20 protein-coding genes are annotated in these 23,655 nt (G+C 61.7%); 10 read left to right on the top strand and 10 right to left on the bottom strand.

Annotation, left to right across the window (positions count from 1 at the left end):
- The first annotated feature begins 31 nt into the window (after nt 1-31).
- On the top strand, nt 32-1,207 hold the full coding sequence (flhB, locus tag HD842_RS16320) for a flagellar biosynthesis protein FlhB (RefSeq protein WP_183555777.1): 1,176 nt from the start codon (nt 32-34) through the stop codon (nt 1,205-1,207).
- Complete coding sequence (gene flhA, locus HD842_RS16315) at nt 1,204-3,315, top strand: flagellar biosynthesis protein FlhA (protein WP_183555776.1); 2,112 nt, start codon at nt 1,204-1,206, stop codon at nt 3,313-3,315. The genes flhB and flhA overlap by 4 nt, the downstream gene beginning before the upstream one ends.
- A 77-nt stretch (nt 3,316-3,392) precedes the next feature.
- Here the strand turns inward: flhA and HD842_RS16310 are convergent, their stop codons facing one another.
- The gene (locus HD842_RS16310) at nt 3,393-3,716 is read right to left on the bottom strand and encodes a hypothetical protein (protein WP_183555775.1); all 324 of its coding nucleotides are present in this window, start codon (nt 3,714-3,716) and stop codon (nt 3,393-3,395) included.
- A 300-nt stretch (nt 3,717-4,016) separates the two neighbouring features.
- Between HD842_RS16310 and flhF the strand changes: the two genes are divergently transcribed.
- The 6 genes from flhF to HD842_RS16280 all read left to right on the top strand — a co-directional run bounded on the left by flhF (nt 4,017) and on the right by HD842_RS16280 (nt 9,080).
- Nucleotides 4,017-5,414: a flagellar biosynthesis protein FlhF gene (gene flhF / locus HD842_RS16305; protein ID WP_183555774.1), complete on the top strand. Its 1,398-nt coding sequence runs from the start codon at nt 4,017-4,019 to the stop codon at nt 5,412-5,414.
- The gene (locus HD842_RS16300; RefSeq protein ID WP_183555773.1) at nt 5,407-6,225 is read left to right on the top strand and encodes a MinD/ParA family ATP-binding protein; all 819 of its coding nucleotides are present in this window, start codon (nt 5,407-5,409) and stop codon (nt 6,223-6,225) included. Before flhF ends, HD842_RS16300 begins: the two co-directional genes overlap by 8 nt.
- A gap of 42 nt (nt 6,226-6,267) precedes the next feature.
- Nucleotides 6,268-6,996, top strand: coding sequence for an RNA polymerase sigma factor FliA (locus tag HD842_RS16295; protein ID WP_183555772.1), 729 nt, complete (start codon nt 6,268-6,270; stop codon nt 6,994-6,996).
- A complete protein-coding gene (locus tag HD842_RS16290) occupies nt 6,978-7,721 on the top strand; it encodes a flagellar motor protein (protein ID WP_183555771.1) in 744 nt (247 codons plus the stop codon). Before HD842_RS16295 ends, HD842_RS16290 begins: the two co-directional genes overlap by 19 nt.
- A gap of 9 nt (nt 7,722-7,730) precedes the next feature.
- Nucleotides 7,731-8,486 carry a flagellar motor protein MotD gene (motD, locus tag HD842_RS16285; protein WP_183555770.1) on the top strand — a complete coding sequence of 252 codons (756 nt, stop codon included), beginning with the start codon at nt 7,731-7,733 and terminating at the stop codon, nt 8,484-8,486.
- 78 nt (nt 8,487-8,564) lie between these two features.
- On the top strand, nt 8,565-9,080 hold the full coding sequence (locus tag HD842_RS16280) for a hypothetical protein (RefSeq protein WP_183555769.1): 516 nt from the start codon (nt 8,565-8,567) through the stop codon (nt 9,078-9,080).
- 1 nt (nt 9,081) lies between these two features.
- On the opposite strand, the gene HD842_RS16275 is transcribed toward HD842_RS16280, so the two are convergent.
- The 5 genes from HD842_RS16275 to HD842_RS16255 are packed head-to-tail and all read right to left on the bottom strand — an operon-like array spanning nt 9,082 to nt 17,323.
- Nucleotides 9,082-9,348 carry a PAAR domain-containing protein gene (locus tag HD842_RS16275; RefSeq protein ID WP_183555768.1) on the bottom strand — a complete coding sequence of 89 codons (267 nt, stop codon included), beginning with the start codon at nt 9,346-9,348 and terminating at the stop codon, nt 9,082-9,084.
- A 26-nt stretch (nt 9,349-9,374) separates the two neighbouring features.
- A complete protein-coding gene (locus HD842_RS16270) occupies nt 9,375-11,195 on the bottom strand; it encodes a type VI lipase adapter Tla3 domain-containing protein (protein ID WP_183555767.1) in 1,821 nt (606 codons plus the stop codon).
- Nucleotides 11,192-13,444 carry a T6SS effector phospholipase Tle3 domain-containing protein gene (locus HD842_RS16265; protein WP_183555766.1) on the bottom strand — a complete coding sequence of 751 codons (2,253 nt, stop codon included), beginning with the start codon at nt 13,442-13,444 and terminating at the stop codon, nt 11,192-11,194. Before HD842_RS16265 ends, HD842_RS16270 begins: the two co-directional genes overlap by 4 nt.
- Nucleotides 13,445-13,453: 9 nt before the next feature.
- Nucleotides 13,454-16,261, bottom strand: coding sequence for a type VI secretion system Vgr family protein (locus HD842_RS16260; protein WP_183555765.1), 2,808 nt, complete (start codon nt 16,259-16,261; stop codon nt 13,454-13,456).
- Nucleotides 16,262-16,267: 6 nt separating this feature from the next.
- Nucleotides 16,268-17,323, bottom strand: coding sequence for a M35 family metallo-endopeptidase (locus tag HD842_RS16255; RefSeq protein ID WP_183555764.1), 1,056 nt, complete (start codon nt 17,321-17,323; stop codon nt 16,268-16,270).
- Between the two features lie 242 nt (nt 17,324-17,565).
- Between HD842_RS16255 and HD842_RS16250 the strand changes: the two genes are divergently transcribed.
- A complete protein-coding gene (locus HD842_RS16250) occupies nt 17,566-19,773 on the top strand; it encodes a putative bifunctional diguanylate cyclase/phosphodiesterase (protein WP_229424790.1) in 2,208 nt (735 codons plus the stop codon).
- A gap of 91 nt (nt 19,774-19,864) precedes the next feature.
- On the opposite strand, the gene HD842_RS16245 is transcribed toward HD842_RS16250, so the two are convergent.
- The 4 genes from HD842_RS16245 to HD842_RS16230 all read right to left on the bottom strand — a co-directional run bounded on the left by HD842_RS16245 (nt 19,865) and on the right by HD842_RS16230 (nt 22,444).
- Complete coding sequence (locus HD842_RS16245) at nt 19,865-20,155, bottom strand: YkgJ family cysteine cluster protein (RefSeq protein WP_183555763.1); 291 nt, start codon at nt 20,153-20,155, stop codon at nt 19,865-19,867.
- Nucleotides 20,152-20,547: a hypothetical protein gene (locus HD842_RS16240; RefSeq protein WP_183555762.1), complete on the bottom strand. Its 396-nt coding sequence runs from the start codon at nt 20,545-20,547 to the stop codon at nt 20,152-20,154. The genes HD842_RS16245 and HD842_RS16240 overlap by 4 nt, the downstream gene beginning before the upstream one ends.
- A gap of 8 nt (nt 20,548-20,555) precedes the next feature.
- Nucleotides 20,556-21,488: a hypothetical protein gene (locus tag HD842_RS16235; RefSeq protein ID WP_183555761.1), complete on the bottom strand. Its 933-nt coding sequence runs from the start codon at nt 21,486-21,488 to the stop codon at nt 20,556-20,558.
- Nucleotides 21,489-21,985: 497 nt separating this feature from the next.
- Nucleotides 21,986-22,444 (bottom strand): hypothetical protein, encoded by a 459-nt coding sequence (locus HD842_RS16230; protein ID WP_183555760.1) that lies wholly within the window; start codon nt 22,442-22,444, stop codon nt 21,986-21,988.
- Between the two features lie 328 nt (nt 22,445-22,772).
- Here HD842_RS16230 and HD842_RS16225 point away from each other — a divergent pair, with 328 nt between their 5' ends.
- On the top strand, nt 22,773-23,549 hold the full coding sequence (locus HD842_RS16225; RefSeq protein WP_183555759.1) for a class I SAM-dependent methyltransferase: 777 nt from the start codon (nt 22,773-22,775) through the stop codon (nt 23,547-23,549).
- The last annotated feature ends 106 nt before the right edge of the window (nt 23,550-23,655 follow it).

Here is a 23,655-nt window from a genome sequence, read left to right as displayed (position 1 = left end):
AGACATTCAAGAGCAATCGAGCGGGGGCACCATGTCGGATGATAGCGACGCAGAAAAGACCGAAGACGCATCGCCCAGAAAGATCGAGAAAGCGCGCGAAGAAGGCGACGTTCCCCGATCGCGCGAGCTGGCGACATTCACGGTCCTGATGACGGCCGGCGCCTGCCTGTGGGCCTTTGGCGGCATGCTCGTCGGCCGGCTGGCAACCTCGCTGAAGTCCGGTCTCACGCTCGACCGGGAACAAATCTTCAATCCCAATATCCTGCTCGAACGCATTCTCAACGACATCGTCAGCGTCATGCTGGCGTGCCTGCCGATTGCCGGCGCCGTCATGCTCATCGCCTTGATTTCGCCGATGCTGATCGGCGGCTGGCTGTTTTCGGCGAAGGCATTCATGCCCAACTTCGGCAAGCTCAACCCGATCAAGGGGATCGGCAACATGTTCTCCAAGAACGCGCTGGTCGAGCTGCTCAAAGCCATCATCAAGACGATCGTCATCGGCGTGGTGGCCTGGATCGTCGTCAGCGGCCAGAAAGAGGCGATGCTGGGCCTGGCGGTCGAGCCGCTCAATGAAAGCAGCGCCCATGTCGGCGACATGATCGGCCGCTCGTTCCTGTTCATCACCGGCGCGCTGGGGGTGATCGCCCTCATCGATGGGCCGTATCAGTTGTGGCATTGGAAAGACAAACTGAAAATGACGCGCCAGGAAATGATCCAGGAATCGAAGGAATCGGACGGCAATCCTCAGATTAAGGGGAAGATTCGGCAGATGCAGCGCGAAATGGCCCGAGGGCGGATGATGCAAAATGTCCCTACTGCTGATGTGATCGTTACCAATCCGACGCATTATGCAGTCGCACTGAAGTACGCGGATGGCAAGGGAGCACCGCGGGTGGTGGCCAAGGGCGTCGATGACGTCGCGGCCAAGATCCGCGAAATGGGCGCCGAGAACAAGGTGCCCATGCTCGAAGCCCCGGCCCTGGCCCGCGCCCTGTTCAAGCACACCGAGATCGATGAAGAGATTCCGGAAAAGCTGTACTCGGCGGTGGCGGAAGTGCTGGCCTACGTGTACCAGCTGCGGGCTTACAAGAAAGGCGAGGGCGACTATCCGGATCGCCCGACCAGGTTGAAAGTACCTGCCGAGATGGACCCGCTGAACCCGGCCTCGCAACAGCGACCGGCACCCGATAATGGAGCAACTGAATGACCAACAGCATGAAACTGCCAGCCTGGATGAGCGGCCTTGGAGCACAAGGCGGCAAGGCAGCAGCCCCGATCCTGATCATCATGCTGTTGGCGATGATGATCTTGCCGTTGCCGGCGTTCGTGCTGGACGTGTTTTTCAGTTTCAATATTGCGCTGTCGATCATCGTGCTGCTGACTGCGCTGTACACGGTCAAGCCGCTCGATTTTCTGGCCTTCCCGGCCATCCTGCTGGTCTCGACGATGCTGCGCCTGGCGCTCAACGTTGCCTCAACCCGTATCGTGCTGACCGAAGGCCATACGGGCGGCGCCGCTGCCGGCAAGGTCATCGAGGCTTTCGGCCACTTCCTGATCGGCGGTAACTACACCGTCGGTATCGTCGTCTTCGTCATCCTGACCATCATCAACTTCTCGGTCGTGACCAAGGGCGCGGGCCGTATCGCCGAAGTCGGTGCACGCTTTGCGCTGGACGCGATGCCGGGCAAGCAGATGGCCATTGACGCCGACCTGAACGCCGGCCTGATCGGCGAAGACGAAGCGCGCAAGCGCCGCCAGGAAGTTTCGCAAGAAGCCGAATTCTATGGTGCGATGGACGGTGCCTCGAAGTACGTGAAGGGCGATGCCGTCGCCGGTATCATGATTACCGTCATCAACATCATCGGCGGCCTGATCGTTGGCGTCGTGATGCACGACCTGGCCATTGGCGAAGCGACCAAGATCTACACGCTGCTGGCCATCGGTGACGGCCTGGTGGCCCAGATTCCATCGCTGATCATCTCGATCGCGGCCGGTATGGTGGTTTCGCGCGTGGCCAACGATGAAGACGTCAGCTCGCAGCTGACCACGCAACTGTTTGCCCGCCCTGAATCGCTGTACATCACCGCGGCCATCATCGGCGGTCTGGGCATGATCCCGGGCATGCCGAACTTCGTGTTCCTGCTGCTGGCCGGCTCGCTGGCTGCCGGTGGTTACTTCATCTCGAAGCGCAAGAAAGAAGCGCCGGCGCAGGCGGAAGCTGCCGCCGTGGCCGATGCCGCAGCCGCTGCCCGTACGGCCCCGGCCGAGAGCGAAGAAGCGACCTGGCAGGACGTGATGCCAGTCGACACGCTGGGCCTGGAAGTGGGCTACCGCCTGATTCCGCTGGTCGACAAGAACCAGGGCGGCGAGCTGCTCAAGCGCATCAAGGGTATCCGCAAGAAGTTCGCGCAGGAAGTGGGTTTTCTGGCGCCGCCAGTGCATATCCGCGATAACCTGGAACTCAAGCCATCGGCCTACCGCATCACGCTCAAGGGTGTCGAAGTGGGCAGTGGCGAAGCACTCAACGGCCAGTTTTTGGCGATCAACCCGGGCATGGCCAGCGGCACGCTGCCAGGCGTGGTCACCACCGACCCGGCCTTCGGCCTGCCGGCGACCTGGATCGAAGCGAGCCTGCGCGACGAAGCGCAAAGCATGGGCTACACGGTGGTCGATGCGGGCACCGTCGTTGCCACACACCTGAACCACCTGATCACGCTGCACGCGTCGGAACTGCTGGGCCGAATGGAAGTGCAGGCGCTGCTGGACCACCTGGGCAAGGAAACCCCGAAACTGGTCGAAGACCTGGTGCCGAAAGTCGTCTCGCTGTCGACGCTGCAGAAAGTGCTGCAGAACCTGCTGGTCGAAGGCGTGCACATCCGCGACATGCGCTCGATCATCGAGGCATTGTCGGAGCACGCCGGCATGACGCAGGACCCGGCCGAACTGACCGCCGTGGTGCGCGTGTCGCTGGGCCGTGCGATCGTCCAGCAATTGTTCCCGGGCGAGAACGAGCTGTCGGTGATGACGCTGGACAACCGCCTCGAGCGCCTGTTGATGCAGGCGATGGGCGCCGGCGGCGACGGTACCGGCATCGAGCCGGGCCTGGCCGACACCATTGCCCAGCAGGCTGCGCACGCCGCCAACCAGCAAGAGCAGATGGGCCTGTCGCCCGTGCTGTTGGTGCCGGCGCCACTGCGCGTGCTGCTCTCGCGCTTTTTGCGCCGCGCCGTGCCGGCTCTCAAGGTGCTGTCGCATGCTGAAGTGCCCGAGACCAAGACGATTCGCGTGACGAGCCTGGTGGGTGTGCCGATGTAACAGGCAGGGGCAGCGCAGGCGCTGCCCTGTGCCCGTCATGCCGGGTTGCCCGCTGCCACAGCGGCGCGCCATGGCGCCTAGCCAATCACGATCTGCTCTTCGATTGGACCCAGGTCGGTGATGGTCACCATCACATGCAAGGGGCTGTTCCAGTCGACATGCAGATGAAACTCGACACCACCGACGTTGCCTTCAGGATCGTGCGGCCCGATATTGGTGACATACACATTGGCTTCGCCCAGCAGAGGGCGGCCGGGTGGTGAATCGAACGGGTCGGCCGTCGGCCGCCATTCGGCCGCCGTAATCAGTACGGCGGAGCGTTCGGTGAGGCCGTCCCAGCCGAAATTCTGGCGTACACGGCCCTTTATGTTTCGGTAGATCAGCCGGATCGAGCGTGCCATGAGAGTCTCCTGATGAGTAGAACTGGCACGCCAGCCGTACCAGTCCCGGTTCGACCCGGCCGGCATCGGCAAGATCGGCACGCGCACGCCACCTGTTTGCGCCGACGCAAACCCGTGCAGCACCCGCACCTCCCTGCCAAATTTCAAGAAACCAGTATCACTTTTTCTGATTGTGGGGAAATAGGCCCTTTTCCCCGTCCTTCTCGGTTGATCGTTTCCACACGGCATCGACAATAATGATTCCTATCGATGGGCATGTGCCCGTCATGCAGAACATAGATTGAAGTGCGGAGAACCACGATGAAAGTGAAGAAATTTACAGCGGCAACTTCCCGGGATGCCTTGCGCAAGGTGCGCGAAGCCCTGGGTCCGGATGCCGTCATCCTGTCCAACCGTCCGGTCGACGGCGCCGTCGAAATCCTGGCACTCGATAACGACGATGTCGCGTCGCTGTCCGCGCCTGTCGCCGATTCCGAGATGGCCCAGCCGAAGCCGCAGCTGCAGCACTTTGACGAACTCGCACCAGCCGCGCCGCGCGCCACCCCGGCACGCCGCTACCAGGATGCCGGTCCGGTCTTGAACGCGCCGGTCGCGCCGGCCTATGTCGCGCCTGTCGCCCCACTGGCCCCGGTCGAGCCGGCCGCAACCTACGCCGAACGCCGCGCCCCCGCACCTGAACCAACGATCGACATGGCTGCCATGACCGCCATGATGAGCGCTGCCATCACCCAGGCCAAGGAATCGGCGACCTCGGAGGTGAGCAACATGATGAGCGAAATCCGCGCCATGCGCGGCCTGATGGAAACCCAGCTGGCCGAACTGTCGTGGGGCTCGACCGCCCAGCGTGAGCCGCACAAGGCGACCGTGCTGCGTGAAATGCTCGCTGCCGGTTTCTCGGCCACGCTGGCACGCTACATCATCGAAAAAATGCCGGCCATGAACGACGCAGCGCAAGCGATGCGCTGGGTGAAGACCGTGCTGGCGCGCAACCTGGCGACCATCGGCAACGAAGACGCGATGTTGTCCGAAGGTGGCGTATTCGCACTGGTCGGCCCGACCGGCGTGGGCAAGACCACCACCACGGCCAAGCTGGCCGCGCGCTGCGTGATGCGCCACGGCCCGGACAAGCTGGCCCTGATCACCACTGACGCCTATCGTATCGGCGGTCACGAACAGCTGCGCATCTACGGCAAGATCCTCGGCGTCATGGTGCACTCGGTGAAGGACGAGGCCGACCTGCGCATCGCCCTGAAAGAACTGCGCAACAAGCACACGGTGCTGATCGACACCATCGGCATGTCGCAGCGTGATCACATGGTGGCCGAGCAGGTCGCGATGCTGTCGGGCTCGGGCGCCGAAGTCAAGCGCCTGCTGTGCCTGAACTCGACGTCGACCAACGAGACGCTGAACGAAGTCGTGCGCGCTTACCAGGGCAGCGGCCTGCACGGTGCGATCATGACCAAGATGGACGAAGCGGCCTCGACCGGCGGCGTGCTCGACATCGTGATCCGCCAGAAGCTCAAACTGCATTACGTCTCGAACGGCCAGCGCGTGCCGGAAGACCTGCACGTGGCCGACAGCGCGATGCTGATCGACCGCGCGTTCCGTAACCGCGGCACCGCCCCGGCGGACGCCGACCTGCCGATGCTGATGGCAGCCACCGCGCAAGCCAACCGCCGCGAGGTGTCGCATGGCTAGTTTTGACTTCGACCAGGCCGAAGGCCTGCGCCGCATGCTGCAAGGCCCGCGTCCGCGCGTGGTCACGTTTCTGTCGGCCACGCCGGAAGACGACAAGGGCGCGATGCTGGTGAACCTGGGCGCCTCGCTGGCCCAGGCCGGCAACGAAGTGCTGATCGTCGATGCCTGCAACGTCGAGTACGGCGTCGCCCGCCGCCTGGGCCTGAACCGCGGTGCCTCGCTGCTGCAGGTCGCGCGCCAGGAAAGCGCGCTGAACCAGGTGATCCATCCGGCCCCGCAAGGCTTCTCGGTGGTGCCGATGGGCACGCCCGAATCGACCGACGATGTGCGGCGCCTGGGCAAGACGTTCGACGTGCTGGCCACGCAGGCCGCCATCGTGATCGTCGATGGCGAACTGGGCCCCGACGGCGAGTTTCCGGTGCCGTTGATGTCCAGTTCGGAGATCGTGATCCAGGTGTCGACCAGTGCGGCCTCGATCACCAATGCCTACTCGCTCATCAAGCGCCTGACGCAGGAACTGGGCCGCCGGCCATTCGGCATCCTGGTCACCGGCGCGACTGAGGGGGAGGCCAAGGTGGTTTACGATAATATGTCATTGGCAGCAACACGTTATCTGGCCGTCAAGCTCAGTTTCATGGGCGCCGTGCCGGCCGACGAATACCTGCACCGCGCCGCGCGCCTGGGCCGGGCCGTGGTCGACGCCTTCCCGCTGGCTGGCGCATCGGTTGCGTTTCGCCAGCTGGCCGGCAAGTTCGCACTGCCTGCAATGCCACAGTTCGGCCGCCAGGGCAGCGCGTCCATCGGTTCCTGACACCGTCGCCAACGACTTATAAAGAAAAAGACATACGCCAGCATGTATACGGTCAAAGGGAAAGCGGACAAGAATTCTTTGCTGACGGAGCATATGCCGTTGGTAAAGCGTCTTGCCCACCACATGAAGGCGAAGCTGCCGCCTTCGGTGGAGGTCGATGACCTGATCCAGGCCGGCATGATTGGGTTGCTGGACGCGATCAACCGCTACGAAGACGACCACGGCGCCCAGTTCGAGACCTATGCCGTGCTGCGCATCCGTGGCGCGATGCTCGACGAGCTGCGTTCGAGCGACTGGATGCCGCGCAGCACGCGCCAGAACATGCGCAAGGTCGAAGGTGCGATGCAGTCGCTGCAGCAGCGCCTGGGCCGCCCGCCGAGCGAATCCGAAGTGGCCGCGTCGCTCAAGATCTCGCTCGACGAGTACCAGGACATGCTGGCCGACTCGGGCGGCCACCAGCTGCTGTACTACGAAGACTTTCATGCCGACGAAGGCAGCGACAATTTCCTCGACCGCTACGCCGTGGACGATGCCGACCCGCTGCGCAGCCTGATGGAAACCGATTTCCGCCAGGCCGTCATCGACGCGATCGACAAGCTGCCGCCGCGCGAAAAACTCCTGATGGGCTTGTACTACGAAGAAGAACTGAACCTGAAGGAAATCGGCGCCGTGATGGGCGTGAGTGAATCGCGGGTGTCGCAGCTGCACACCCAGGCCGTCGCACGTTTGCGCACCACCTTACGGGAGCAATTATGGACTGGGCCAGCGTAATCGGCCTGGTGCTGGCAATCGCCGGCATCTTTCTCGGTTACACCCTCGACGGCGGCAAGTTCTCGTCGTTGATCCAGCCTGCCGCATTTGCCATCGTGGTGGTCGGCACCTTCGGCGCCGTGCTGCTGCAAAGCGAGACCCGCACCTTCTTGCGCGGCATCGCCATGCTGCGCTGGGTGTTCGTGCCACCAAAAAACGGTCGTCAGAAACTGTCGCGCGAGATCGCGCTGTGGAGCCTGACGGCGCGCCGCGATGGCTTGCTGTCGCTCGAACAGTTCATGAGCAAGGCCGACCCGTTCGTCGCCAAGGGCTTGCGCCTGGTGGTCGACGGCATCGCGCCCGAGAAGGTGCGCAGCCTGCTCGAACACGAAATCAACGGCTACGAATTTGCCCAGCGCCAGGCGGCGCGTATCTGGGAATCTGCCGCCGGCTATTCGCCGACCATCGGCATCCTGGGCGCCGTGCTGGGCCTGATCCACGTGATGGAAAACCTGTCCGATCCGGCCCGCCTTGGCTCCGGCATCGCGGTGGCATTCGTCTCGACCGTGTATGGCGTGGGCATGGCCAACCTGTTCTTCTACCCGGTCGGCAACAAACTCAAGGCCATCGTCAGCGACAAGGTGTCGCAGTACGAGATCCTGGCCGAAGTGTTCTCTGACCTGGCCAGCGGCGACCACGGCCGCGTCATCGACGAACGCGTCGCCAGCCTGCTCACGCACCACTAGCCAACCGCCATGGCCCGCAAGCGCTACGACGACGATGTCCCCACCGAACACCACGAACGCTGGCTGATTTCGTACGCCGACCTGATCACGCTGCTGTTCGCGTTTTTCGTCGTCATGTACGCCATCTCCATCGTCAACGAGGGCAAGTACCAGGTGCTGTCCGATGCGCTGGGCGATGCCTTTGGCGGGCGCGGCGCGGCCACCAAAGTCAACACCAATGTCGAACCCGTGCTGCCGCTGTCGCACATCATCAACCGCCGCCGCAACGAAGCCGCGCGGCGCGAACAGGAAAAGATGGGCGTGATGGCGCGCGAACTGTCGGCGACCCTGCTGCCGCTGGTGAAGTCGGGCCAGGTGCGGGTGATCCAGAACGCGCGCGGCATCAGCGTCGAGATCAACGCCAGCATTCTGTTCCCGCAGGGCGAGGCAGTGCTGGATGGCGAAGGCCAGGTCATCCTGGCGCAGGTGGCCGGCCTGCTCAAAAACGACTCGCACCGGATTGAGGTCGAAGGCCATACGGACGACCTGCCGATCGCCAATCCGCTGTATCCGTCGAACTGGGAATTGTCGACCGCGCGCGCGAGCAGCGTGGTGCGGCTGTTCGCCGCCAACGGCGTGCCCGAGGTACGCCTGTCGGCGATCGGCTTTGCCGCGACGCGCCCGGTGGCGCCTAACACCGACGAAGCAGGCAAGGCACGCAACCGGCGCGTGGCGGTGATGATCCTGGCAGCGCTGCCTGAGACCGGTGGAAACATACTTCCGTGAATGTATTGATCGAATCATGTCATAATCGACAGGCAGCGTCGCGCGGGTGACGCCTGCCGTGATCCTCGAGGAGTCGCAATGCATGTCAAACGAAGCTCGCCGGCGGCCAAGCTGGCAATGGTGCTGGCGCTGGTCGGCGTAGTTGGCGTGGTCAAGGCCGTGGAGGCCAAGGTGAACGTCCAGCATCGGCTTGAAGTGGAAACCGGGGCCGGCAAGGTCAAGGTGCGGGTGCTGATCGAGAACCGGGGCGATGTACCGATATGGATCCCGCGCGAGATCGCGCTGGGCGACGATCTGAGCGCCCCCCGTTTTGCGCTGAGTTCACTGACGGACACGGTTGCGTACACGGGCCGCATGGTCAAGCGCGGCCCGCTGAATGCTGCCGATTATCTTGAGGTCAAACCGCAGACGACCTACCTGAACACGCTCGACATCACGCAGGCGTATGCATTCAAGCCGGGCCAGCACAGTTACGAGATCCGTTACGCCGGCCCGTGGGTGACCGATTTGCGCAAGCTCGACGCGGGCGGCATCAAGAGCAGCCCGGCGCTGCCGGTGAAGTTCTCGCACACGGTCAGGATGGCCGCGCGCTGATTCAGGGCGCCTTGCAGTTGGTGGCGCTGGCAATCAGCGTCGCGCCACAACTCGTCTTGTCGCCATCGAAGGCAATCAGCTTGCCGTCGATTTTATGCTGCGCCGAGCCGCTGACGATCTTGCAGCCATTGTGACCTTTGATGGGGCAACTGCAGGTGTCGCCCACGCACGCTACAGGAATACCGCCCACCCTGACATGCCGCGCGCTGACGCTGAGGACCTTGCCGCCATGCGACGTGGCGTCGCCGAGCCTGATGATGTTGCGCATGATTGAGCCTTTCTTTTGACGGTGATTTAGTCGCCTGCACTGTCGTGTTCGGGGATGGCGTCTGCCTTTTCGCCCAGCACCGAGGCTACTGTCGGTGGCTTGTAGTTGTCCGGATCGATCGACGGCTGGACAATGTGCTTGAAGATGTTCGCGCCTTGCGATTCGCGCCGTTCCTTGCTCGGCGGGCTGATGAACACGATGCTGGCGCCGGTCGGATCGCGCAGGTTGATCGCGGCCGAGGCGCCGCCGTCGATATAGCTGCCCATCACGCCCACCGCCATCTGCACGAAGAAGGTCGCGGCCCCGGTATTGCCCATGCGCTGGTCGGTGTCGATGAACTGCGACGTCTTGCCGGTGTCGATGTCCGGGCCACCCTGCGCGGCGTATGCGTGCAGCGTGCCTGCCAGCGCGATCTTCTGTTCGGTGTCGTGATTGAACGCGGCGATGATGCGCGCCGGGCCTGCGGCGCGCTGCGCTTCGGGCAGCGTCTGCAGCGCCTGCTGCCAGCCGGCTTCCAGCAGCTTTTGACGCGCGTCGCGGCGCTTGACCGGCTTGCCTTCGTCATCCTCGAACTTGACGAATACGGGGCGGTGGATGAAGCCCATCGAGGGCAGGGCGTCGAAGGCAGCGAGCTGGTTGCGGTTCCAGGGGACCGGGAACCAGGGGGTGGGCTTCCAGTCTTTCGGGGGCGGATTGGCCCAGCGCTTGTAGTCGTCGAGCAGTGTGCTTTCGGGGCGGTCGAAGATGGGGTGTTTGGCGAATTTCGCGGCGGCGGGGAGCCATTCGGCGACGGTGGGTTGTCTGGTGATGTGGGGCCACTCGGCTTTCAACTCTGGGCGCATGGGGACTGTGCTCATGAGTTGGTAGTACATCTGGCGCAGGGTTTCTTGCAAATAGTTATTGTCCGGGTCGGTCCATGCATAGGGCCGCAACGGCTCGACCCGCTCGCGCCGGGCTAGGACGAAGACCGCACTGGCATCGGAGTACTCGGGAATGTAGTATCCGTCACGGACAAGGGGGGCGCTGCCGGGTATCTGCATATAACCGCGGTCTGCTGCATCGTCGGCACTTAACAGGACGAGATAAGGAAGATCGGGATGTGCATCGAAAAAGGCAAAGGCCTGCTCCAGTAACCGGTCTGGCCTTTCTGCAAGCATCCATGGGCCAGTGACGAACAGGTGCCAGGCCATGCCGGTACCTTCGGCGCTGGATGCAAGGCCCTCCATCGGCATGACTGCACTCGGCTGCTCTGCAGGGTTGTTGATCGGCCCGCCGGCATACATGGTTGGCACACCCCAAAACATGGGAGATGGATCGGCGCCATTTTCCAGCGCGTCGCAAGCGCGGCTGCCTGTCTGTCCTATTTTGTCGATTCTGGACCATGGATATTTTTTGGGATCGGGTTCACGAATGCTGTTGTAGGGCTCGCCTCCCTGCAACGCTTGCCAAAGCTTGCCTTGACGGTACTGTTCGACCGTAACGCCCAATCCAATTACTTCCAGCACGTATTCGCGCCGGGATTGTTCCGATTTCTTATCGAGCTTTTCCTGTTCCTTGAGTTGATGATTTTTTTGCTGCCATGCCCGTTGGCGTTCATGAATAGCACTTGAGTCAAACAGCCACTTTCCGCCGAATAAAATCATGACTACCATGAGGGGAATGCCGAACCAATGCACTTTGTCCATCGTTGTCTCCACATTGAAGTTGCCAAGATCCGGGCGTAATACGCTGAGATCGAATGCGATCCCTATCAGGAATAACACCGGAAAAGTGATTGCTGCTCCCAATACATATTTCCACTTCTTGGGTAACGCGGTCGGGAAGTCATCCAACAGGCTATTTTTCACGATTTTCCTTTCGAAGCGGACATCACGCGCTTGCCTGAGATTGTTTCTGAGATGACGATGTCCCAAAGTCCACCCCCAAGCAGAGGCAGTCCGTGTGGAAGCGCACCGCTGCTGTAATAGTCGGCATTGCCTACTATTAGCTGCCTTCTCCAATCGGGCTCATTTGCGTAGAAGGCACTGAATGAAAAAAGGAATTCGCTCCAAGTCAAAATACCTTTACGTGCTTTTTTAATATTTATTGTCTTCTTCAACCGCCAATCCGCCACCGCGCACAAATAGGCATAGAAGGCCGGATCACTTACCGCTTTGCCACTTCCGATCGATAAGTCGTACGCAGTGACTCGCTGATGATTTTTGCTGCTTCCAAAAATTGCGCTATGAAACGATTTCGGACTGACTTCCTGCTGCCAGCGCAGCCTTGCAGCATTTGGACTTTCCTGTACCTGCGCGGAAATGACATGTTTGTAGCGCGTGGCCCATAAGATGCGCGACATGTCATCCGGGTTGGTATTGCCTGGGAATTGGGAATTGTTGTATGCGACTTCCAGCCGTTGACGGTCTTGCTCCGAGACGTCATCAGCCCCTCCGCGCTCGACCGATGCGACAACAGACGCCGGCAGCCCTACGGTCTTGACAAGCAGGCCTTTATTGCTCGCAACGGCGGTGGCGGCATCAATCGGATCGACTTCCTCACAGGGCCCGCGGTTTTCACGCTTGAGGTGCGCGAGCATGGAATGCGTTGGAATTTTGTCTGGACTGACTTGGTTGCCCCAAATATCGGCTTCGCAGGGTGTTTTGAGCGCTTCTCCATTGATTGTTCGGATGCCAAAGCGATACACGGGATAGTCGAGGCTGAACTGTCCTGCCTGCGGTAACGATTGACGCAGCATACGTCCGCTGGATGCTACATGGGCATGGTCATCCTCTCCTGGCAGTCGCAATACAAAGTCATGTGGTGGTTGACCGATCAGCACTGGCGCAGGTTTCGCCAGCCCGGCGGCAGCTCGCAGCTTTCCGGTAAAAACGCGTTGACGAAACGAGGGCCCCATTTCCTTGAGCGCCATGCGTTCTACCTTCAGCATTGACGGCGACGGCCCGAACTTCGCTTCATCGCTGAGCACGTCTATCTTGTTCGAAGGGGGTGGGGCGATTAAGTACGCAACAGCGTCAGGTATCCCTTGCCAGCCAATCCCGCGCATATTGTCGAGAGCGACCGTCATGTCTTCCGGGCTGAAGTACAAATAAACTTTGCCCCGGTTGTCGCGATCAGCATCCGCCTTCCAGCGCCCGTGCACCATCCCGCAGGAGTCGGTCTCGCTGATCTTTCCGAACAGGGGTGAGGTTCCCTTCGACTTCGCAACACCGGCGACAATATTGACCAGCGTCTGCAGGCGCGCGTGGACGTTTTGTCTGCTGGCGATCAGGTCGTAAAACCCTTCCATGGCCTTGTCGCTGTCACCTGTAACAAAGGTAGCGGTCCGCATTGCCATGCCCATCTTTTCATCCAGGCTATACGGCGGATGCGTCAGAATCAGCGTATCCGCCGTACGCTCACCCATCTCCATCAGGAAAGCCTGTGCCAGCAAACTGATCAAACAACCCTGGCTGTGCGCAACGATGTTGACAGTGTCATTGGGCTCATACTGGCGAATCATTGCCACCAGCGCCGCCAGGCGTCGCGCAGCAAGCACCATGTACATTCGGCCCGGTCCGTTCTTGACAGGTCGGAGTGGATCACCGGCCGGGTCGAACGGCGCAAATACCCCCTTGTTCCACATATCGGGCAGGGTGCTGGTGGCATTGCCAAAAGGGCCACCTCCCTTGGACAGGTCCTTGTCAAGGCGATTGCCGTTGCGATCCGTCTTCTGGCCGTTCACTGTCTTCGTCAGATTGCCGACCTCACGAAAACCCCAATAAAATGGAATCACCGGACTATCTGCATCCTCCTTCTGGTCACGTTTGAAAAACACCGCATCAGGATCATCCAGCAGCGTCTCCTTGTCCTTCGCGCCAGGCATCCGGTACGTCCCAGGCTTGAACTTGCGCAGCAGGCGATCCTGCAGTCCCGCGCACAGCCCTTCTTCGACCGCGTTATAGCTGGTGCCCACATCATTTACGCCATGTACCACGATGATGTTGCAGGGTTGCTCGCGAGGTACGTCGACAATTTTGTCGCCGATGCGACAAGGTTGCAGCAGCGCGTTATCGCGTTTGATGACGTATTCACTTTTCGGATATTTGTTGGCCATCTCACTCTCCTATTGTTCTTTGCCGCCGCGCGACAGCACGATCTCAGCCATATGCATCGCATCACGCGCCAGCAATTCAGATTTGCCCTGTGCATCGCTGACACCCTCCAGGCTCGTGCCGTCGCTGAGCGCCACGTGCATCTTCATGTCCTTCACCAGCGCCCCCAGCGGCTCGGCGCCGTCGTCGTCCGCCACGCCCCGTGGGTAGCGCAGTTCCAGTTTTTGATCCGCACCGCCGGCGCCAAAATCAGGAAACTGCGCCGCCATCGATTCAGGCCCGTCGAGCGTGTAATCCGGTGCATGAAACCGCAGAGGCGCCTTGCTGCCCAGTACAGGCGGGCCGTCGCCCAGCTTAAGGAACGAACCGTCCGCCGCCACCAGCAGGATGACCTTGCCCGTTACCGTCACCGTGCCTTCCGTCGCCGTGAGCTGCATGTTCTGCGCCGATTCGATGGCCGTGTCGTCGTGCTGGCTTTGCAACAGGAGCTTGCCGTTGTGGGCGATTGCATGCAGCCCGCCGTGATGCGCGAACAGCGACAGCCCTTTGCCGGCATTGACCGAGAACCGCTGGCCCGCAGTCAGTTGCATGTGCTGCTGCGCGGCGGTGTCGACGTTGGTGCCCGCGTAGCTGACCACGGCTTTCGAGCTGGCAAAGCCGATTCCTGCCGGGGACGTCACGGCGATCACCGGTTCGCCCGGCTGCGCCGCCTCCGGCTTGGTATTGCTGCCGTCTTCCCACCCCGTGAAGCGCGCCAGCAGCGCCTCTTGCTCGGCCGTGTCGATGGCCAACCCGTTGTGCTGCGCCGCGTAGGTGCCCAGCGACGCGCACAGTTCGCCGCAGTCGCGCAGCAGGCCAAGATAATCGTCGCGCGCCAGTTGCGCACCCTTGTCGCCGCCACCCAGCAGCTTCCAGGCGCTGAGCAGAATGCCGCGCGCCGCGTGCAGTGCAATGGCTTCTTCGGTGCGTAATTCGGCCCCTTCGCCGCGCGGCCTGGCGCTGCCTTCCTGGCGCGGTTCGGTCAGGTAGCCCAGATTGAGTTCGCTGGCTGCATGGTCGCTCTCCAGCTGCGCGCTGATCTGTCCGGTCGTGTCATCGAGCCGCAGCTGGTTGCCGCGCTGGCCGTGGATTTCACGGCTGCGCAGGCCCGACTGAAAGTGGTTGGCGGGCAGGCCGTCTTCGCGCCGGAAGGCCGGTGGTGGGGCAGCGCCGTTATAGACCTGGGCGATGATGACCGGCTTGTCGGGATCGCCACCAGCGAACGCCACCAGCACCTCGGCGCCCACGGGCGGCAGCAGGCGCGCGCCACACTGGTTGCCGGCGCCATTACCCGCCCATCCGGATGCGACGCGTATCCAGGCCGAGTCGCGATCCGAACCCGATGCACCTGCGCCGTCCGCGTGTTCCTGTGCGCGCGTCGCCGGAAAACGGATCTTGACGCGCCCCAGGTGATCGCACCACACGGCCTCGTCCTTCGGTCCGACAACGATTGCGCTTTGCAGCTGCGGCTGCGGAATCACCGGTGGCGGCGGCACGATCCGTATGCCGCGCCGCACACAGCTGAAGCTGGACCGGTAGCGCAGCGCTTGTGCAGTGTCGTCAAGCCGGACGATATCCCAGCCGCTGCGTGCAAACAGCCGCTCGACTTTGGCATTGACGTCCGCCGGCAAGTTGTTGGTGGTATCGATGCGCTGCGCGGTCACGACGAATTCGCGCTGTTCGGGCTGGTGCTTGTCGATCTCGGGATGGCCGGTCAGGCTAAACCACTCGCCAACGGCCAGGTCGCGTACCGTGCCTTCGCCATGGAAGCACTTGGCGACGAATTCGTGGTACGCCACCAGCGCATCGCTGATGGCCAGCAGGTCGAGCCGGTTGTCGCCAAGGTGCGGCGCCGTCACCTGGTACTGTTCCAGGTTGGCGGCCAGCGCGTTTCCCGTCTTGCCCTGGTTGACGCGCAGCGGCGAACTGGTCGTTGAGCCGCCCTTGCCGGGGTTCAGGTAATCCCAGCTGTGCAACGACGTATGGCCCGGCACCAGCGTGCGCTCGGCGCTCCAGAGCGTGATCGCGTCGCGCTCCTCGGTCGCGCCATCGCGGTGAAAACGGATCGTCCCGGCTGCATTGCGCGCCAGATCCTTGTCATCATCGAACAGCACCAACGAGTGGCCGATGCCGGCGACATCGCCGCCGGCCTGACGCTGCCTGTCGGTTCTGCCCGGGCGAAAAAACCAGGCGATGCCGCGGCGCTGCATCAGGCGGCGCACGAAGCTGGCATCCGATTCGTTCAACTGCATCGTGAGCGCGCGCTTCGGGAGCTTGCGGTTGAGCAGACCGCTGTGGATATCGAAGTCGAAGGTCGCCGCGATCACGGGATTGTTTCTTTGCCACTCTTTGAGGACCAGTTCGATGATCTCGAGCTCACTCTTGTCGCGGAAAACGCGCGTCGTGCGCGTCGCGTCCATCACCGACAGCGCGTCGCGCACAGTCAGCTTGTAACTCGCGACCCCGCCGTCGCTGTGACCCGATGCCGCCGCCGTGACGATTCCGCACAGCCTGCGCAGGTTGCCCCGGTCGGTCACGATCTGCAGTTCGCAGGGCAGACCAATAAAACGCTTCAGTTCGAGCGTCGCATTTTCGGACAGGCACAGAATCTGCAGCTCGAGGCCGCCGCACACTGATTCGCTGGCGCTGGCATGGTGCGGTAGCAGCGCATTGGAATCGGCGGAGCCGGCCTGGCCCAGCACCATGCGCAGGGGCCGGTTACGCGTGTCGAGCCGGTAGTTGACCAAGGCCGCAGCAAGAGTAGTGGGGAGCAGTGTCATGGTCGATCACTCCCCTGCAGCCTGGGCCGCAGTCGCCTGCCGCGGCGTGTTCTCGCCGAAATACTCATACGAATCGGCATTGTTGATCGCCCGTTGCGGCGCGCTGCGCGCCATGTCCGCTGCCGCGGCCTGGCCGTACACGTGGTCGTCGGTCGCCGCCACCACATTGAAGTGGCTCAGCTCGTGCATCAGCGTGCCGCCGCGCGAATCCGTTCCGGTCAGCGCTGCGGCCCAGAACGCCTTGCACACCCAAACCGTGTACGGCCGCGCCGGATACACGTAGGCGAAATACGACTCGTCGCAATCGCAGTCGATCTTGATGGGCTTGTTCTCAAACGCCTCCCTGATCGCTGTGACATTGGCCGTGACCTTTGCGCCGCGGGCGGCGTCCTGTGCCCCGAACCACATCGCATAGCGCGCGCCGTATGGTGTGCCCGAGGTCAGGTAGGCGTGGCTGTCGGCTGCCATCGCGCGTCCGGCCGCCATTGCGGTTGTCAGCTGCGTCTGCTGCGCATTGGTGCAGTTGGCAAAGCCAGGGCCGGGGGCGGTGGCATCCTGCAGGGTCGGCGTGCTGCTGCCGTCGATCCGGATCGTGACGGGGTTGGAGGCCAGCTCGCCCACGACCGCGCCGGTGGTCGCGCCCGGCGCCGGCATGGCCGGACTGCGGTAGCGGATCGTGTAGTTGCCGGTGATGCGCATCTCGTAGAACCGCGAGAGCTCGACCGTCTGCGAGAGCGCCTCGCCCGGGGCCAGTTGCAGGTAATCAGCCGGCCCCGGCGCGGCGCGCTTGATGCGGCGGCCCAGGTAGCGCACCGGCTGGCCGTCGCGCTGCACCTCGAACAGCGGCGCCTCCAGCACCTGCTGCGGCGTGCGCCAGCGCAGCAATTGCTGGACCGTGTTCGAGGTATTGGTCAGCGTGACGGTTACCAGGACGTTGTCGTCGCGTCCAACCGCCGGCTGCGCCGGGCTGAGCGTGACGTTGACCTGGGCATGCGCCGCGCTGGCACTGCACACGATGGCGAGTGCGCCAGCGGCGCGCGACAGCAGAAAACCTGAATGCATGGTGGACTCCGGTTGGGTTGGACCGGATAACTCTCACCTTATTTTCTCTGTCCACATTGAGCCGCTGCAGCGCCGGACATTAGTGAACTTGAATCATGTCATCTGCTACGCAGAAATCTCACACAAAATAACAACAGAGGATCGACAACGGTCGCCTGCACGGCGTTGCTTTGCTATCATGCAACAATCGTATCCAACAAAAAATAACACTCGATCATGTTGGATAGCCAGAGGCGCTTCCCATGATGATCCAGACGAACGAGACTCCCGCACCACACACCGATGTGGCCCCCAGCCTGCACGCCGCAGCCACCCAGGATCAACCTGAGACCAGCGAAGCCCACGCGCTGCGGGACGCCCATGCGCTGCTTGGCCAGAACCGCAACTATCTTGAGCAAGTGATCGACGGCATGCCGGCAGGATTGCTGGTCATCGACGCCGAGCGCCGCGTGCGCTCGATGAACCGCATGATGGCCGAGCTGATCGACGCGCCGGAAGAATCGGCCAGCGCTGGCCATCCCCTCGCGCGCTGGCTGCCCGACGCCGGCCTGGCCGCGCGCGTCAGCGATGCACTTGCTACCGGCATGCCGCAGGACCACATCCTCGTCTCGCTCGAAGGCCACCCGGACGGCGTGCGCCATCTCGAATTCAATATCCGCCGCACCGAGCAGGCCGGTGGCTACATGCTCCTGCTCATTGGCCAGGACATCACCTTCCGCCGCAAGGCGCGCCTGCGCCTGCAGGAGAGCGAGGAGTTCTTCCGCCTGACCTTCAGCCAGGCGGCGGTGGGCATCGTGCTGCTGGGCCCGGACGGGCGCCTGCTGCGCGTGAACGGCAAGATGGCGCAGATCCTGGGCTACACCGAAATCGAACTGCTGCAGCGCTTCTTCCAGCAACTGACCCACGTCGACGATTTACCCGACGAGCTGACACTGGTCAAACGCCTGCGTGATGGCGAGATCAGCGACTACCAGCGCGAGCGGCGCCTGCTGCGGCGCGACGGCACGCCGATCTGGGTCAATGTCAGCGTCTCGACGATGCGCGATGCCTATGGCAACCAGCGTTTCATCTCGGTCGTCGAAGACATCTCGCGCCGCAAGGGCGCCGAAGAAGCGCTGCTGCGTGTGATCAACCACGACGCCCTGACCGGCCTGCCCAACCGCGTGCTGCTGCAAGACCGGCTCGAACGCGCGATTGCCCATGCACACCGTGCCGGGAGCCAGGTAGCGGTGATGTTCATCGACCTGGACCGGTTCAAGCACGTCAACGACACGCTCGGGCACGACGCGGGCGACCAGCTGATCGTCGAGATCGCGCGCCGCCTGGCCGGTTCGCTGCGCGAGAGCGACACCGTGGCGCGCCAGGGCGGCGACGAATTCGTCGTCGTGCTGCCCGAGATGACCGGGGAGACCGACGCCGCGCGCGTGGCCCGTAAGCTCCTCGACAACCTGTTCCAGCCGCTGCTGCTGTGCGGGCAAGAGGTCTTCCCGACCGGCTCGATCGGTATCGCCATGTACCCGCGCGACGGCACCGACAGCGCCACACTGCTCAAGTGCGCCGACAGCGCCATGTACGGCTCGAAAGGTGAGGGCGGCAACGGTTTCAGCTTCTACATGGCCGACATGGGCGCGCAGACCGCGCTGCACCTGCGCATGGAAAGCGAGCTGCAACGCGCGCTGCAGCGCCGCGAATTCGTGCTGCACTACCAGCCGGTGGTCGACATTGCCACCGGCCACCTGGGCGGCGTCGAAGCGCTGCTGCGCTGGCAGCCGCAGGGCAAACCGATGGTGTCGCCGGCCGACTTCATCCCGCTGGCCGAAGAAACCGGCCTGATCGTGCCGATCGGCGAGTGGGTGCTGGAAACCGCGATGGCCCAGCAGGTGGCCTGGCAGCAGGGCGGCCTGCCGCCGGTGCGCGTCAGCGTGAACCTGTCGGCGCGCCAGTTCCTGGGCCAGGACGTGGCCCAGCGCGTCGCGGTGCTGCTCGAAAAAACCGGGTGCGATCCGCGCGCGCTGACACTGGAAATCACCGAAAGCGTGCTGATGCAGAACCCGGTGGCGGCCACCGCCACGATGGCGCGCCTGGCGGCCATGGGCGTGCAGCTGGCGATCGACGATTTCGGCACCGGCTACTCGAGCCTGGCCAGCCTGAAGCGCTTCCCGATCCACAGCCTCAAGATCGACCGCTCGTTCGTCAGCGACCTGATCGACGATGCCGATGACGCCGCCATTGTCGACGCCGTGATCGGCCTGGCGCACTCGATGAAGCTCAACGTGATTGCCGAAGGCGTCGAAACGGCCGACCAGCTCGCCTTCTTGCTGGCCCACGGGTGCGACCAGATGCAGGGCTTCTGCTACAGCCGGCCAGTGGCGCCGGATGCCATCGAAGCGCTGCTGCGCGCAGCGCCTGCTGGTCAGGGCCAGCAGGGCAATCTCACGACCGCGGCATAGGCGCACGCACGTTTATTCTTTGGCCGAATAAAGAAGTCTGCCACAGGCTATCGGTGGGACAGGCCTGGCACGGCACCGTTTCACGATTAGACTACGCCTCTCTAATGCCACTCCGTTCGACCTGTCGCGCGTTGAGTTCGACACAGGCTCGCACGTTCAATTCGACATAGACGGCCCACACCAATCTATGTTGAAACTGGGCTTCGTAGGTTTTCTCTACATTGCAGACGTCGGGACGCAGTGCATAGATGCGGCATTGACGTTCTTCATCGTCGTAATGGCGACAGGTACCGTCACCGCGATCCAGCCCTGCAGTCTGTGGAGATAGTTCAACCGACTTACAGCAGGCTCCGCATTGATTGCACGGAAAAGCGTCCCTCATATCTCGATGCTAGTGACCTCAGGGTTACGAAGATCGAGCAGCAATTCACGTGCGCCGGCCAACGGGGACTGTTTAGTCACCGCAACGATCGCGGCCATGGCATCGGAAGCCGCTTGAGCATTACCGGCAGCTAAGCCTTGGTCGAGCCGCACGAACATGCCTTCGATGATTTCTGCACGTTCCTTGAACATACTGGCCAGGTAAGCTTTCAGGATCGCGGCATTCTCATCAATCATCTTGATGTTAACGTCACGCGTGGCGCGGATCGATTCCCGTTTCGTCTGTTCGACTTCTGCTGTTATTTTGTATTGCTTCCACGCGTCGACGATATTCTCGAGCGCTCGACCGGCATCACCAGCGACAGGGGCTGCTTTTGAGAGGATGTGGAGCATGGCTGACCTTAAGACAACTCTGCCAGACCAGAGATCTTGGCTTTGATGTTTGGCACAGCGGCGCCGTCTGCTCCCATGATCGCGACGTCGAGCAGATTTTTGAGCCCTTTGCCAACCATGACCATGGTCGCGAATGCTTGCGGATCGCTGTCGTCGTCGACTTTAACGGCATCGAAACGTTGCACGAGACCTTCCAATGCTGCCGACAACTCCTTGACGTTGGAGCGTAGAGCCGCTAGCGCCAGAGTGACTTTTTTCATCTCTGCTACAGCGGTATCGGCTTTTGCCTCGTAGGCACGCGATTGGGTAAGTGCTTCCTCCGCCTTGCTGGCCATCATGAAACCACCAATGGCTAATGCCGGTCCCAGTACGATGCCCCCTAGCGCGATTGCGCCACCGGCCATGCCGTAGCCGCCAGCACTCAATGCTCCACCGCCGAGCCAGGCCATAGTCGCGTTGGTGGCAGCAGCGCCGCTAAGGCCTGAGATCATTGCACCAGTCGAAGCTGCAGCTAGGGTTCCAACCCCACTATATGCACCCATGGCCGCTAGCGCTCCAGCTGCCGCGCCAACACCCAACCCTTTTTCGATTTCCAGGGATTTCAGCACAAGGCGTTCCATTTCCTTGAGTTCGTCCACACTGACTTTGACATCGAAGTCCTTCATGATCGATTTTGCGCTCTTCGACCTTTTTATGACTTCTACGAGATGCTTGATTTGTTCGCTGAAGATCGACAGCTTGAACCTGCCCAAATCTTCGAACGCGGTATTCGTATTATCCCGATCTTTATCGAGCGCTGCTTCAGCCTTTTCATAACGTCGGCGCGCGGTCTCACCGATTTTTTTGGCTTCGTCGAAATCGCTCATCGCGCCGACACCCTTGACTACACCGGTCCCGGCTAACAATGCAGCTGCGCCCCATAAGAGGAATGGTACTGGCATGTTCGTGTTCCTAAATTGTGATGTCACTGACAAAAGGGAGTGCAATCATAGTTGCACTATGGAAAGAGTAAATCATACAACTAACTTAAACTTTCGTGTATCGATGTGACCAACAAACAACACGTCCTGATAGCCTACTATTTGTTTCGCAATGGCGTGCCTTTATCGATGCATTTCGTGTGCGTTGGAATTTGCGGGGTGTACCTGTGTAAGGCAGCGTGCCGCGTCATATCCATGACACACAATGTGGCTCGGCCGCCGGTGGTGGAATAAGGCCTTGACCATGGGCGAAAACTGTTCGGGATCTGGTCCTGGATTGCCACTTGGCGGCCAGAACTAGCACGGACCTGAAGCGGTCACGCGAGCTCCGGTTCATAGCATTGCCGGCTTAATTTCTCGCCGTCTTCCTTCTTTTTGCTGGCTTTCTATTAAATCGATGTCGACTTTCTTTTGGCGTGCTGGCAGATATCGCGAGCAAGCGCAGGCAGCCAGCACCACTACCGAGCATGTTCATGACAAATGCCATCGTTAAGACTGAAATTCAAGGCAACTGCATAGCCGTCAGCGGAGTAGCGCGTAACCAGCAGGCCTTTTGATGTGTTGTAGGTTCCGCCGTTCAATGCCTGATCGACGAAGCAAACCTCCAGGTCCTCGATGCCATCCCCATTGACATCCTTCCTACTCACAATCTTCAACTCATACAACCAGCTGCCTGGCGTCTCAAACACAAGCGCATTCTCAATGGCTTTACTCGGCGTCATGCCGAAATCAGCAAATGTGCGCAGTGCAGGGGAGCGGCGTGGCCCGAAAGAACTTCGGATACTGGCCAAGTCAAACTTATCCGCCAAAAAGAGTCCTAGATCCTTCGATGGGAAATAGCTCACAAGAGGGGCTGCTTCGACAATGTTAGTCAATAACAGGAACGCCAAAGCGCACGAAGCACAGCGGATTTTCATAAGTCGCTTCCAGATGTGAAAACAGGAGAATGTCCGCTGTGGGCGAACCCGGTAGTTAAATTCATCGTAACAGGGTGCCAAGGGGAAAGCGTTGCATACTTTCACGGACAGTTGGTTCCTCCCGGAGCGCACCAGTTGAATAGCGAAGCAGTCACGAGCCGAGCGCGATTCGCGGATTCGCTGATTCCCTTTTGAATAGCGTCCATCGTTCGACGGAGGTCGCCACGTGAAAGTACGTCGGACAGTCAACACAGCTACACTGATCATTCCCAACCACGGCACGCCTGCCGGCGCCATTGCCGGCCGCGACTTCTTACGGAAACCGATCATGCACTGCACCCTCCCGAGCAATTGCCGCACCGGCCGCACCTACCGTGCGCTCCCCATCCTGCTCGCCTGCCTGTCGGCGCTGACGCTGCTGTCATCCTTCAGTATCGATGCCGTGGCACAGGCAGCGACCGCCGACACGCGCTATGAACGTGTCGCACCCAGCCCGGATGGGATCGGCAAGCGCTACATGGGGCGCGAGATCTCCGGCGTGATGGGGTGGGAGGGCGCGCAATGGCTCGAACGCGAAAGCCGCGCGCACGAGGAGCGGCCGGCATTGCTGTTGCGGGAACTGGCGCTGGCGCCCGGCATGACGGTGGCCGACATTGGCGCCGGCACCGGCTATTACACCTGGCAGCTGGCGAAAAAGGTCGGGCCTGGCGGACGTGTGTACGCCGTCGACGTGCAGCCGCAAATGATCGCCATGCTCGACAGCCAGATGGCAAAGCGCGGCGTGCGCAACGTCGTTTCGGTGCTGGGCAGCGAAACCACCGTCAAACTGCCACCGGCCAGCATCGACCTGGCCATCATGGTCGATGTCTATCACGAACTTGCCTATCCCGCAGAAGTCCTCGACAGCATCGTCGGCGCCCTCAAGCCGGGCGGGCGCGTTGTCTTTGTCGAATATCGCGCCGAGGATCCGGCAGTCGCGATCAAGCCGCTGCACAAGATGAGCGAGGCGCAGATACGGCGTGAAGCCACGGCGCATGGCCTGAAGTGGGAACGCAGCATCAAGTCGCTGCCGATCCAGCATGCGGTCGTGTTTCGCAAGCCCTGAGCGCGGTTCTGCCAGCTGCTGTCGATGCCTGGCGCACACTGCTCAAATACCGAATCAGGATGCGGGTCAACGTGCCGAGCGTAGAGACAAGGCGATTATTTGCGCC

It is taken from the genome of Massilia aurea, assembly GCF_014200505.1.
GTDB lineage: Bacteria > Pseudomonadota > Gammaproteobacteria > Burkholderiales > Burkholderiaceae_D > Telluria > Telluria aurea_B.
Note: the sequence above shows the minus strand (reverse complement) of the source record. Positions and strands in the feature narration are given on the sequence as shown.

Coding starts and splice junctions, on each gene's coding strand:
- HD842_RS16255 (WP_183555764.1), bottom strand. CDS start 17,323: ATGCATTCAGGTTTTCTGCTGTCGCGCGCCGCTGGCGCACTCGCCATC.
- HD842_RS16240 (WP_183555762.1), bottom strand. CDS start 20,547: ATGCTCCACATCCTCTCAAAAGCAGCCCCTGTCGCTGGTGATGCCGGT.
- HD842_RS16260 (WP_183555765.1), bottom strand. CDS start 16,261: ATGACACTGCTCCCCACTACTCTTGCTGCGGCCTTGGTCAACTACCGG.
- HD842_RS16280 (WP_183555769.1), top strand. CDS start 8,565: ATGCATGTCAAACGAAGCTCGCCGGCGGCCAAGCTGGCAATGGTGCTG.
- flhB (WP_183555777.1), top strand. CDS start 32: ATGTCGGATGATAGCGACGCAGAAAAGACCGAAGACGCATCGCCCAGA.
- HD842_RS16300 (WP_183555773.1), top strand. CDS start 5,407: ATGGCTAGTTTTGACTTCGACCAGGCCGAAGGCCTGCGCCGCATGCTG.
- HD842_RS16290 (WP_183555771.1), top strand. CDS start 6,978: ATGGACTGGGCCAGCGTAATCGGCCTGGTGCTGGCAATCGCCGGCATC.
- flhF (WP_183555774.1), top strand. CDS start 4,017: ATGAAAGTGAAGAAATTTACAGCGGCAACTTCCCGGGATGCCTTGCGC.
- HD842_RS16295 (WP_183555772.1), top strand. CDS start 6,268: ATGTATACGGTCAAAGGGAAAGCGGACAAGAATTCTTTGCTGACGGAG.
- flhA (WP_183555776.1), top strand. CDS start 1,204: ATGACCAACAGCATGAAACTGCCAGCCTGGATGAGCGGCCTTGGAGCA.
- HD842_RS16225 (WP_183555759.1), top strand. CDS start 22,773: ATGCACTGCACCCTCCCGAGCAATTGCCGCACCGGCCGCACCTACCGT.
- HD842_RS16250 (WP_229424790.1), top strand. CDS start 17,566: ATGATGATCCAGACGAACGAGACTCCCGCACCACACACCGATGTGGCC.
- HD842_RS16230 (WP_183555760.1), bottom strand. CDS start 22,444: ATGAAAATCCGCTGTGCTTCGTGCGCTTTGGCGTTCCTGTTATTGACT.
- HD842_RS16245 (WP_183555763.1), bottom strand. CDS start 20,155: ATGAGGGACGCTTTTCCGTGCAATCAATGCGGAGCCTGCTGTAAGTCG.
- motD (WP_183555770.1), top strand. CDS start 7,731: ATGGCCCGCAAGCGCTACGACGACGATGTCCCCACCGAACACCACGAA.
- HD842_RS16310 (WP_183555775.1), bottom strand. CDS start 3,716: ATGGCACGCTCGATCCGGCTGATCTACCGAAACATAAAGGGCCGTGTA.
- HD842_RS16265 (WP_183555766.1), bottom strand. CDS start 13,444: ATGGCCAACAAATATCCGAAAAGTGAATACGTCATCAAACGCGATAAC.
- HD842_RS16235 (WP_183555761.1), bottom strand. CDS start 21,488: ATGCCAGTACCATTCCTCTTATGGGGCGCAGCTGCATTGTTAGCCGGG.
- HD842_RS16275 (WP_183555768.1), bottom strand. CDS start 9,348: ATGCGCAACATCATCAGGCTCGGCGACGCCACGTCGCATGGCGGCAAG.